Genomic DNA, 12436 nt, shown 5'->3' on the forward strand with positions numbered 1-12436 from the left:
GAAACCGATGGGGTTCAAGGTTATTTTTTATTTAAATAACAATAGCTTAAAAAAACTATTTTTCAATTTGTTTTAATAGATTATCAAAATACGTAATGGTTTTCACCAAACCTTCTTTCAATGGAATCTTGGGTTCCCAACCATTCAACTCCTTTTTGGCTAAATCGATGACAGGTTGCCTTTGTAAAGGATCATCCTGAGGCAAAGGCATATGGATAATTTTCGACTTGGTACCTGTAAGATCAATGACTTGTTGAGCCAACTCCAACATGGTAAACTCTCCAGGATTCCCAACATTTACAGGTCCAACAAAGCCATCTCTACTATTCATCATTCTGATCATTCCTTCTACCAAATCATCCACATATTGAAAACTTCTTGTTTGTGTACCGTCACCAAAAACTGTAATATCATCTCCTTTAAGAGCTTGAACGATAAAATTTGAAACTACTCTACCATCATCTGGATTCATTCTTGGTCCGTAGGTATTGAAAATTCTAACAATCTTAATATCCACGTCATTTTGAATATGATAATCCATGAACAAGGTTTCAGCACAACGCTTCCCTTCATCGTAACAAGATCTTAAACCTATGGGATTTACGTTCCCCCAATAACTTTCTGGTTGTGGATGAATAGCTGGGTCACCATAAACTTCAGAAGTAGAAGCCTGTAGAATTTTAGCTTTGACTCGTTTAGCCAGTCCCAACATATTAATGGCACCCATCACCGAAGTCTTAATGGTTTTAATAGGATTATACTGGTAATGAACTGGTGATGCTGGACAAGCCAAGTTATAAATCTCGTCAACCTCAACCATATAAGGATTAGTTACATCATGTCTAACCAATTCAAAATAATGGTGATCCATGAGGTGCTCTACATTTCTTTTGCTTCCAGTAAAATAATTATCCAGACAAATGACTTCGTTGCCTTCACTCAATAATCTTTCACAAATATGAGAGCCAACAAATCCTGCTCCTCCAGTTACTAAAATTCTTTTCATAAGAATCGATTAAATTTTAAATAGTTCTTTATTAGATTGTAATACGCTTTGATCATTTATAAACTCCTTTGCGAAACAAAAGGCTGAATTGGACCAATTTTGATATTCTTGTTGATCCATTTCCAAAACAAATATAATGGCTTCTCGAATTTTAACACCATCCGTTAACGATAAATCAAAACCCACTTTTTTTGATTTCAAGTTTTTCCAGGGGGTCATATTTGATATAATTACAGGACATCCAGAGGAAAAAGCTTCTAAAATGGCATGCCCAAAATTTTCTCCCTCCGATAGCATAGCAAAGAATTCATAGTTCTTTAAAGTTTCTGGCACCTCATCACTCTCTAAAGTTCCCTGATGTTTTACAGTTATCTGTTTTGGCAACTTTTGAATGATTTTTTTACAGTGTTCCCAATAATCCTGATCATAAATGGGACCAAATAAATCCAATTGAATTTTTTTATCTCCAAGAGTTTCTATTTGTGAAAGGGCTTTTAAAATATGATGGGTTCCTTTTTCACGAGAAACTCTGGACACAGACACCATTTTCACCACCCCAGATCTTTTGTTTCTTTGGTGGTTTGAACTGGATACCTTTCTTGGTAAATTGGGTGCTACCATGACCTTATCAGCTACCACCTCCTCCACAATCTGTTCCTTTTCATCCTCATTGGTGGCATGAAAAACCACATTTTTATATAATCCTGCCATTCTAGCAAAAAATAAAAAAACTTTTTTCTTACGCCCTTTAACCGAAAAAGCCTGAGGGTTCAACATTCCTCTGGCCGATATTATGACCTTCTTATTCATTTTCTTCAAAAAGAATACAGGCAAAATGGAAAAAAACCAAGAATAAATACCATTCACATAGGCAATATCAAAATCTGTTTGATCAATTAATTCATTTATGGTTTTTGTACTTAGGTTATAATTAGAGATATAATAAACACTTAGATGATTGGAGAGCTTGTTCCAAGCATTCGATTCTATTTCTTGATAAGGATCGGTTTCGCAATAATCGGTATCTCTTGTGACAACTAAAAACTCATAATCATCTTTTAGCCATTCAATTAAATTAGAATAAGATCTTACTGGCCCTCCAGACTTTGTTCCTGGTAAAAACCAATCAATAAATATGAGGATTTTCTTTTTAGAGTTTGTATTCAAATTACTAGATTCTTTCTATTTCTTTATATAAACGGATGTATTGATTTGCAATTGTTTCGAGCTGAAATCGCTCGATATTTTTTAGGCCATTCCCAATTAATTTCTTTCGTAACTTTTCATTTGATATTATTCGTCCTACACCTTCCCTAATCGAATCTACATCAAAAGGATCCACCAATAATGCTCCCTCACCAGCCACTTCCAACATGGCCCCAAAATTAGATGTGATAACGGGCCTACCAATGGCCTGTGCCTCAATTATGGGCATACCAAAGCCTTCATATGTTGATGGGAACAAAACCAAATCAGATTCCAAATACAATTCAATAATTTGTTCGTAGGGTAAATTCTCGAAATTTTGAAAGTTAAAACTCGACGATTGGAGTAAATGACTTTGCTCTTGAGATAATTTCCCAACAATTAATAATTTGGCTTGGATACCAACTAAGGCATTCAATGAACGTTCGAGGTTTTTATTTGGCTTGGTGCCCAACAATAAAATTTTTGGACAAGTTTCATTAAACTTTTTTGGTAAATATTTCAACTGGTCATTTACTGGATTGTAAATGACATTAATTTTATGTTTTGCGAAAGGGATAATTTTCTCCAATTCTGATTTTGAAAATTCTGAAATGACTGTTATTTTTTTTACTATCAAGGCTGGCAGCCAATGCCAGAATACTTTTATGAGCAACCGATGAAATAAACCACCATAAAATGAGGATTGGATATCATGTATGGTTAAAACGGTGCGTTTGCCAGTTGCCAATGCCAAATAATTGATATGTCCGGTAATATGACTTACTCCAGCTTTATTTTTTTTTATGTATTGAAAATTATTGATGATGGCTTTAAGTGTAAATTTTGAATAGGGAACTTCAAGTTTTACAACCTCCAATTCATTTTCAACTCTTTGCGAAATATTATAAAACAGCTCCTCAATACTATGAAACCCAGGCAATCGTTTACGAAACAAAAAAGTTACTTTCATACCGTCTCTTTCAATGGCCAATTTAAGTATTTTCTTGCTACCCAAAAAAACAAAGTGACTACTATAGAAGCTTTAAATAAATGGTTCAAAACCACAACTAATTCCGTTTCGGCCTTAACCACTTGAAGAAAAATGATTGGTAAAAACATTAAGATAAGTGGGTAATCATATGCAAAACTTAATATTTTTTTCCAATACCAAGCTAAAAACCCTCCCCAAAACGACATAAATATGATGCCATTAAAAACACCAAAATTCGCATAGCTTTCCCCAATAATACTCATACCCATAGAAGTTCCATCCCCCAAAGGCAAGCCCGTATATTTCTCAAAATTTTCTTGTCCACCTGCCAATTTTTTATTTGGATTTAAAAATCTTGGCAAAATACTAGAAAAAACTGCTTCTTTAACGGTTTCCCCTGCCGCAAATGATTGAAATGTTGGCGTATAATACATAATAGCCGAGATAATCCATCCTTGATTCATTCGCACATTTAATTGTTCGTTTGTTGTTTCTTCTTCAAAATAACCACTTGAAACCTTTTCATCCAATAAATTCACAAACAATTCCACTTTATTTCCCTGAAATCCTCCCCACACTTGACTTCTAAAAGCCGCCTTTACAGATTGAATCATGATGGCAAAAACAATCCCTGCAAAAATCAATGCTAACCGGGTTCGTAATGCTGGCTTATTTTTAATGCACCAATACATAAACATAAAAACACCCCACAATAATAAATCATGAAACATGGCCCTTGATAACGCATTTATCAATAAATAAAATATGGCCCCATAAAAATAATATTGGTCCAATTTTTTAGCTGAAAACAGTAACAACAAGGCACCAATAAACTTAAATTGCTCTACCAAAAAAAAGAAGAATGCTAATGACTGTGGCGTAAACCTGCTTAAAACGTCTGCCCCTATCCCTATAAATAATAAGGCCTTGGCAAATGGTAGGTACTTTAAAAAATTAATTTCCTGTGAAGCTTTTTGATTTTTAAGAATTATCAAAAGCGGGATACAAAAACAAAGGAAGGCAGGAACGATGTAAGACATATATGTTTCTTGATCCACATACATAAAATACTTATAATGTGTTGTCTCTTGACCATAACTTATGAAAGGGCCTACCACCCATTGCAAGCCAGCTATTAACATCATCAGTTCTAAAATAGGCAGACTTTTTCCTAAAGCATCAATAAAACGCCAAGATATAAACAAAACGAAAACGACTCCTAATACAGACCACATACCTATTAACTAACCTGTTTTAAAAAAGTAATTATTGTCTTCAATTCATCTTCGTCATTATATGGTGAGGAATAAAATGGTAAATCTGCAAGTGCTTTTGACTTTAACAACAATTCTTGAGGCAAACCTACATAATCCACCTGAATCACAGCTGGCTTTGTTGAGTCGTTTAAATATGGAGCACAACCTAATAGATTTTTTGGAACCCATACCGAAAGACCGCAAGCCAAATATTCAAATAACTTATTGGGCGCATTATAGATATAATTAAGATTATGCCCTTTATATAATACAAGTCCCACATCATAATTAACTGCCATTTCGGGTATCCTATTATAATCTATCCCCTTATCATAATATGTTATATTTTCAACTGACATTGCTTTTATATAACTTGACACCTCTTTTTTTGTGTTAAACGAATAGATATCAAGAGTAACCTTTGTTGGATGCTTTAACACAAAATCTAATATTTCTTTAATATAAGTATTTTCAAAAGATAAGGCACCAATATATAGCAATCTTAATTTAGATAATGGATTCTCTTCTTTAAAATTGATATTTGACCAACTTTTAGGAGGATAGTTAGCTAAAGTTCTTAACTTTTCTTTTTCAATATCTGGATGATCTTTTTTAAAATATGACAATCTCGAAGTATTTGTTTGAGAAATCCAAACAGCCTTCTTATACAAAAAAGCAACTTCCTTTTTATGGAAATAATTAACCCAGGACATTCCTTCACCTAAGAACTCCTCTGGAGAATAATACTCATGGTAGTGAATGAACACATTTACTTTTCTATTAAAAAATTTCTTATACAGGTAAACAGAAAAAGCTGAATGGGGTTCATAATATAGTACACTATGGGGCTTATAAAGCAACATTTGCAATAAAGGCCCAACAACCATTACTAGAAACGCCCATAGTTTTTCACTTTTCCTTTTTATATAGGACGGATAATTGGATCTAAAAATTTTAATTCCTGGGACAAAATATTCACGCCTATCCTTATTATTATGGGTTGAATACACTTTAGCCGCAACACCAGGTTCTTTACTTAAAATATTCAAAAAATTAGTTACTGGAGGATAAAACTCTAGAGGTAAAATATGCAATACAAAGACCCTTTTCATATTTAATGACATAATCCCATTGTCTTGCACAAATCTTTTAACTGACTTTCATAATCATATCCCATATTGGTCACCTTATTAAATCCATTTTCAGTTTTTTCTTTCAAATCTTTAATGTTGTTTAAGTAATATTTAACCTTATTCACCAATTCATCCAAATCGGAAAAAAACAATGCTTCTTCTTCATTAAAAATTGATAATGTTTCAATATTCCTCTCTGTTAATAAAAGTGTCCCACAAGCCGGTATTTCAAATGTTCTTGTTGTATGCAGTTCTGGAAAACGTTTGGAAACTAGCCCCAATCCAAAATAGGCTCTAGAAATGGTCTGGGCATACGCATCTTTATACAAACTTTCTCCTAAGAACTCTAAATTTTCACTAGGATTTTGGCCAATATACTTTCCCCAATTCTTACCCGCCAACTGAACTCTTATCCCTTCTTCCAACAGTCTATCTAAAACATGCTCCCTTGAAGGCTCATTCAGTCCTATAAAAACAATACTATCTTGTTTCTCCTCAAAAGAATTTCTTGGAAGATGTACCCTTTTATCAAATCCTTGGGTTATGTACAACAGTTTATCCTTTTTTACATATTTCAAATAAGCTTCTTCTTCAAAAGATTTAGTAGTTATCAAAAAATCATAATATTTGATACTCCTATAAAAATGCCTTGATCTGTTTTCTAGAAAAGCAGTATCGGGAGTGTAGTGCACCAAAGTTTTTGCGAGACTTCTTAATTTTTCAGTAATCGAATCCGTCACAAATACGGCTTTGTCTACCCAAATCAAATCAAATGCTCCAGTAGCAGATTCTTCAATAAATTTATTAATCTTATCAATTAATGGCCCAAACTTATATCTAAAACCAAATGATCGAACTAATTTATTTGTTTGATAAAATGGAATATTGGTATCTATTACTTTGAATAAAGCAGGATTCAAGACTCTCTCTAGAGTTTCACCTCTCATTCTAGATGTTGTACCCTGAGTAAATTGACCAATATATAAAACCTTCATAATTCTAAAAAATTTACTCAAAGATAGAATGAATATACTTTTTTAAATGAGCCCCAATGACATTCCATGAAAAGTTATCATGACTAAAATCCCATACTCCTCTTCGCATGTCAAGATAATGGTCTTTGTTTTCAATTAGAGATTCTATAGCATTTTGGACCAATTCAACAGCAGGCAGGTAAGGTAATACAATACCTGTCTCATTTGACTTGATTAATTCTGGAATGGCGAAATTATCTACCGAAATTGTTGGACAACCAAAATAGCCAGCTTCTGTAATCACCAACGGGTTGGTATCTTCACGTGTTAAATGCATTAACAAAAAAGATTTAGAATACAAATCCATTAAAACCCGAAAATCAGACTCACTTTCTTTATTTAATCTCCCATGATATTGAACCCCTTTATAGTCAACCACCTCGTCACCGGGGTATCCTCCAACTATATGAAAATTCATGTCAGGATATTTCACAACTAATCTCTTAAAAACTTCAAAAGTAATATCACCTCCCTTTTGGAAAAAATTATTGGCCACTAATAAAAAATCCAAGCTCCCTTGATACCCATCATTTTTAGGCAAATCGATACTGCCTCCTCGACCTAAACCTTTTAGTATATTTCTCGACACATCATACTGTTCATGACACCTTTCAGCACCCCAAACCGATTCAAAGAAAACCATTCCTGCATTAGATAACCATTCTTTCTCGGTTAAGAAAATTCTATTCAAGTCTTCGCTGTTAAAATCTCGGTAAGAAAACGTGTTTTCAAAAAACTGTTGAAAATTCACATCGTTATAAGCTACGTATGGCACTTCGGGCTTGCAATGAATCCAAGGTGTGAATCCTCTAAAGAAAATAAAATCATATCCTTGAGATATCTTTGAGAATTCTCTAGCAATGGCATCTAATCTCTTTTTTGAATAGAAACTAAACTGACCAGGTCTATGAAATAATTTTCTCAAAATCTTGGAATAATACTTCTCAAAAAAATCTTCCTCTACTGTTATTTTATAATACGTGCAATCAAAATTTTTTTCAAGTTCTTTAAAAATGTGAAAATTAACCGCATTGGCTCCTCCAGTCTGACTTTTTTCGGGCAAAGTTGATATGTACAAAAGGCGTTTTTGCTTCATGTTATTTCTTGAAGGTTAAATACGTTTGCCTTAAAAAATGGGTCCACTTTGGCACAGTATTGAGCACTATACTATCTAATAAGTCAGTGTTTTTACGTTTTACTTTATCCTTTAAAAACAATAATTCTTCTGGAATTAAAAATTCTGACTCACAAAAAAATAATAATTCTTTATTTGTAAACAATGACAAGAAGGTATCATCATTAAGGTAATAGAGATATCTTTTATCTGTTCGTAATTGTTGTCCAGAAACTATCATTCCATCAAAACTACTGCCGCCACCTTCTCCAGTAACTTTATTTAAACCATCATCTGTAAATTCTAAGCCTAGTCCTTTAGAGATAGATTTTCGATAGGATAAATCTGATTTCCATTGATTGTAAGAAATTAAAACTACATGTCCTTCTAGAAAAATAGATTCCCGGTTGTATTCTCTAATATATTGAAGATATAACTGCCTCAAGTTAAGTCCTGAATAATGAGCTGGCTGCGACATATCTGACTTAAGTCTACTGGCATACCAATTAAAAGGATCTCTAATAATAAGTATGGTCGTTCGCTTTTGGACTTTTGGCTGACTCCTATTCCTGAGCAAGGATTTAAAAATCTGAAGATTATAGTCTTCAAAACTAATTATGGATGTGTCAACTTTAGAACCATTGCCTCTTCTTTGTTTAGGTTTCCCTTTATATGGCGCATTTGGCCATACGTCATTATAATAGGAAAAATCACCTTTAACTTGAGGTAGTATCCAATTAATTATAGCATGATTCCCTGATCTTCTTAGTCCATATACTATATATTCATGTCCTATCTCTTTAATTTCTTCTTTTACCATTTTATCATACACTTTAACAAACTAATTTTCAGTCCTAGTAGCAGATACCTTCTTTTTTTTACTTTTTAATTTTAAAACTACTTTCCAACCAAATTTATAAGCCAAATATTGTATTTTATAAGTTCGCTTCCAACCCATAATCTTATTTAACATATGAAAAAGACTTCCTCCTGCAGGTCTTAAATCACTACCCCCAAGAGATGTAATATGTTCTTCCGCCTTTTTAATCAAGTCAGGATGTTTTGGATACATAACGTATACCCAACTTTGAAATCTATTGGCCAAAAGCCTATTCATTCTATCCGAATTCTCTAAACTTAATATTGTGCGCATAGCCATTTCCGTTGTACTAATTGCAGATTCCATTGCGCTTCTGGAAGTAGTTCCAGAAAGTGCATTAGAAACCCCTTTTCTATAATAAATTTTAGACCCTTTAGCAAAGACAACTCCTTTAGATGCACATAAAAGCCTAACTGAAAAATCAAAATCATTATTAAGCGTCAAACTCTCATTCCAATAACCGGATTTATCCAATAGAGTTCTTGGAATTAACCACATCCATGCGCCCATCATTCCTTGATCATATTCATGGGAATCGTAAAACCAATCCATAGGGTTCATATAATTTTTATTTGTAGTTTCTAATGGAAAGGTCAAATTTTTATGATTTTGGTAAAAATATACCCATTGACATGACGCTAACTTATCTTCTGAACCCGACAAGGCTTTGAACTGTTTTTCTAAATGCTCTGGATGTAAAATATCATCAGCATCAAAAAATTTGATGTATTTCCCTTTAGATAATTCAACTCCTTTATTTGATGTTTTGGTTTGACCTTGATTCTCTTGGCAGTAAAATCTAATTCTTGAATCTTTTATATTGAGAATAATTTCGTTAGAACTATCTGTAGATCCATCATTTATAAGAATAAGTTCAAAATTTCTAAAAGTCTGATTTAATACCGAAGCTATTGCATCCCCAACATATTTTTCGGCATTATGTACTGACATAATGACTGAAATATCTGGATTAAATTCTTTTTCCTCTACCATAACTTTACCTCATTCTACTCTATATAGCCCTAAAAAGTTCTATCCAAGAATAATTACAGGATTTCATGATTTTAATAGCCTGAGAAGATTCTCTTTTAAAAATTATCATTCTCCAAATACTTCTACCAAAACGTCGGTTTAATCTACTTTTTGCATTGTTTACTTCTAACGGCAACAAAGGCAATGAAGTATTGCTCAATGTTTCAATCCCATGCTTGTAAGCATTTTCCAAATAAAAATAATTCTCAAGACCTTTGGTAATTTCTTGATCATCATGCTGCCTCCAAAACGTCAATCCGGGTACCATTTTAACAATGGGATATTTTAAAGCTATCTTATACCACATCTCTGTATCCCCTATAAATCTCGTCCCTGTAAATTTCCCTAATTCTTCGAACTCTTTTCTTTTAAAAATAGTTGCCGTTGGACCAAAATTAAGTACTCCTCGCTTTAAAAACTCCCTTTCAAACGTCTCTTGAGGTGTCATAATAAATGGATAAGGCTTAAAATCTTCTGCAACCTCTTGAGACACTCCCAAAACCGCATTTGGAAATTGCTCCATGGTTTTCACCATAATCTCTAAACCATGGGGATAAATAAGATCATCCGCATCTAAATATTTTATATATTTTCCTTTAGCATAAGAAGCCGCTTGGTTTCTATTGGGATAATCCCCTAGATTTTTCTCATTGACATAGACTTTAATTCTGGCATCCTTTGCTTCATAGGTACGAGCGATTTCTACAGATCTATCTTTGGATTGATCATCAACAATAATCAACTCCCAATCCTTATATGTAGAGTTTAAAACACTTTCTATACATGCAGAAATGTACTTTTCTCTATTATATATAGTGGTCAAAATTGAAACCTTTGGAATATCATTCATAAATACAATCTTGATTTAAACATTTTTTAAAAATTTTCTATACTGAAAAATAAATCTTAACCACCTACCCCATAACCTAATATCATGATTGTATTTTAAAAATGCCTTAGAAACCACAAAAAATCCTTTTAAATCTTTTGAGTTAATTAAATACGGAATATAATTAAGCAAATAAACAGAGGCAGCATAATTCCTTTGGTCTTTTATTCGTCTAGCCATAGTTGCAGGCAAATATCCATTCATAATTTTAATCACCTGATCTATTGTTCCAACTCTTTTACCTCCTTTTATAGATTGACTAGAAGAATTTCCTTCAAAAACTCTATAATTAGCTAATGTTTTTGGCGTGTATGCAAATTTAAAATAAACCGAAGCCCGGACATAAAATTCCCAATCTTCAATATACTTAAGTCTTTGATCATATCCTCCTACCATTTCATAAACCTCCCTTTTAAACACAATAGAAGGGGGCTGGATACGTTGCCAAATTGCTATCGTCTCTTCAAAATTATCAAGAATTCCTTCTTCATTAGCCAAAATTTCCGTTTGCCCTATAACTTTGTTATGCTCATTAATATAATGACAATGACAAAATGCTGCTCCAACCTTGGGATGTCGGCCAAAAAGATCCTCCATCTTTTTATAGAAACCGTCATTAACAAAGTCATCTCCATGAAGTAGATGAATGTATTCCCCCTTAGACATTTTTATCCCTGTTGCATAATTTTCAGTTTTCCCAACATTTATGGGTTGTCTATAAAAAGTAATGGGCGCTTGAAATTCTTCAACAACTAATTCTGGATTATCTTCATTAGAACAGTCATCAACCACTATAATTTCCATCAATTGACTGTCAGGAAATTGTTTTAAAACAGAATTTAAGGTCTGCCTTAAATACTTGGCACAATTATAGGTTGGGATCACCACAGACCATAAGGGTCTTTTATCTAAATTAGGAACAGGAAGAATTTCGGTATGGAAAGTATCTTTAAATTTCTTATTCATGAAATATAATAGAGAGCGTTTTTTTTAATTTTAATTATTACTCTTTGAATCAAATAGTTTTTTAATACTAAAAAATGGTTTCGTTATGAAATTTCCCAACTTCCAGTTCCCCGATTCCCTAAGAATTTCTCCCCTTTTGCTATCCAAATACCGGTTCATGGATTTTTTAATAGTATAATCAATAAAATCATCTTGATATTGCATTGGGAGCGACCGCTTAAGATAAAAGGCTGCATGAATGGCGGAAGAAGCACTATTAAAAAGGTCTGAAGTATAACTTTCACCTGTCATATGATAATTACATAAGATTTCATTTAAAAACTTATATTTTTTCCCTTTTAGAGCCACCATGACATTAAACACCCAATCCTCACTTCTTTCATTATAATCTGATGGAAAAAGCTCTTCTTTCTCTTGCCACAAAGATCTTTTATATAATGCTGCATGAGGAGGGAAAGCCACACCCTTTTGCCACTTATAAATCAATTGTTCCAATGGAAATTCCTTAATTGGTTCAAATTGATAATGCTCCAATAAATTTTTATTTTCAAAAAAATGTTGATGATCACATATACAAACATACAGTTCTGGGTCTTGATCAAAACACTTTAATTGTTGTTTTAATTTATCAGGCAACAAGGTATCATCACCATCCAAAATTTGAAGATAGCCTCCTTTAACTAACTCGAAGCCTGCATTCCTAGCTTTACTTACCCCACTGTTTTTTTGATACACATACTTGAATCGATCATCCCCTGATATAAAATTCTGAATAAGATTAGCACTTTTATCGGTGGATCCATCATCAATGATGACACATTCCCAATCCGCGAAAGTCTGATTTCTCACACTTCTTAAAGAGTTAAGAATGTGATTTTCTTGATTATAACAAGTAATAATAATTGAAACAGTAGGGTTTGTCATTAAAATACAAAAGGTTTATTCAA

General features: G+C 33.0%; 12 protein-coding genes. All 12 read right to left on the reverse strand.

Translation table 11 applies throughout. The annotated features are described in order from the left end of the window. Positions 1-55 precede the first annotated feature (55 nt). From GZ212_RS04235 to GZ212_RS04290, 12 genes are read right to left on the reverse strand one after another with little or no spacing between them, the layout of a single operon-like run. Positions 56-1006, reverse strand: a complete 951-nt coding sequence (locus tag GZ212_RS04235) for a UDP-glucuronic acid decarboxylase family protein (RefSeq protein WP_166957553.1) — start codon at positions 1004-1006, stop codon at positions 56-58. A gap of 9 nt (positions 1007-1015) precedes the next feature. Continuing rightward, positions 1016-2173 (reverse strand): glycosyltransferase, encoded by a 1158-nt coding sequence (locus GZ212_RS04240; protein ID WP_166957555.1) that lies wholly within the window; start codon positions 2171-2173, stop codon positions 1016-1018. A gap of 4 nt (positions 2174-2177) precedes the next feature. Continuing rightward, positions 2178-3164 carry a glycosyltransferase family 1 protein gene (locus GZ212_RS04245; RefSeq protein WP_166957557.1) on the reverse strand — a complete coding sequence of 329 codons (987 nt, stop codon included), beginning with the start codon at positions 3162-3164 and terminating at the stop codon, positions 2178-2180. Beyond that, complete coding sequence (locus tag GZ212_RS04250) at positions 3161-4420, reverse strand: O-antigen polysaccharide polymerase Wzy (protein WP_166957559.1); 1260 nt, start codon at positions 4418-4420, stop codon at positions 3161-3163. The genes GZ212_RS04245 and GZ212_RS04250 overlap by 4 nt, the downstream gene beginning before the upstream one ends. Before the next feature lie 5 nt (positions 4421-4425). Next, positions 4426-5553, reverse strand: a complete 1128-nt coding sequence (locus GZ212_RS04255; protein ID WP_206080380.1) for a hypothetical protein — start codon at positions 5551-5553, stop codon at positions 4426-4428. A 2-nt stretch (positions 5554-5555) separates the two neighbouring features. Then, positions 5556-6569, reverse strand: a complete 1014-nt coding sequence (locus GZ212_RS04260; RefSeq protein ID WP_166957563.1) for a glycosyltransferase — start codon at positions 6567-6569, stop codon at positions 5556-5558. A gap of 13 nt (positions 6570-6582) precedes the next feature. Continuing rightward, the gene (locus tag GZ212_RS04265; protein ID WP_166957565.1) at positions 6583-7704 is read right to left on the reverse strand and encodes a glycosyltransferase; all 1122 of its coding nucleotides are present in this window, start codon (positions 7702-7704) and stop codon (positions 6583-6585) included. A gap of 1 nt (position 7705) precedes the next feature. Beyond that, the gene (locus GZ212_RS04270) at positions 7706-8554 is read right to left on the reverse strand and encodes a hypothetical protein (RefSeq protein WP_166957567.1); all 849 of its coding nucleotides are present in this window, start codon (positions 8552-8554) and stop codon (positions 7706-7708) included. Positions 8555-8563: 9 nt separating this feature from the next. After that, entirely contained in the window at positions 8564-9595 is a 1032-nt protein-coding gene (locus tag GZ212_RS04275) for a glycosyltransferase family 2 protein (protein ID WP_166957569.1), read from the reverse strand. Between the two features lie 19 nt (positions 9596-9614). Then, positions 9615-10484: a glycosyltransferase family 2 protein gene (locus tag GZ212_RS04280; RefSeq protein ID WP_166957571.1), complete on the reverse strand. Its 870-nt coding sequence runs from the start codon at positions 10482-10484 to the stop codon at positions 9615-9617. 15 nt (positions 10485-10499) lie between these two features. Next, positions 10500-11489: a glycosyltransferase gene (locus tag GZ212_RS04285; RefSeq protein WP_166957573.1), complete on the reverse strand. Its 990-nt coding sequence runs from the start codon at positions 11487-11489 to the stop codon at positions 10500-10502. Positions 11490-11519: 30 nt separating this feature from the next. Further along, positions 11520-12413 (reverse strand): glycosyltransferase family 2 protein, encoded by an 894-nt coding sequence (locus GZ212_RS04290; protein WP_166957575.1) that lies wholly within the window; start codon positions 12411-12413, stop codon positions 11520-11522. Positions 12414-12436 lie beyond the last annotated feature (23 nt).

The sequence above is a fragment of the Mangrovimonas sp. CR14 genome (assembly GCF_011764015.1).
Classification (GTDB): domain Bacteria; phylum Bacteroidota; class Bacteroidia; order Flavobacteriales; family Flavobacteriaceae; genus Mangrovimonas; species Mangrovimonas futianensis.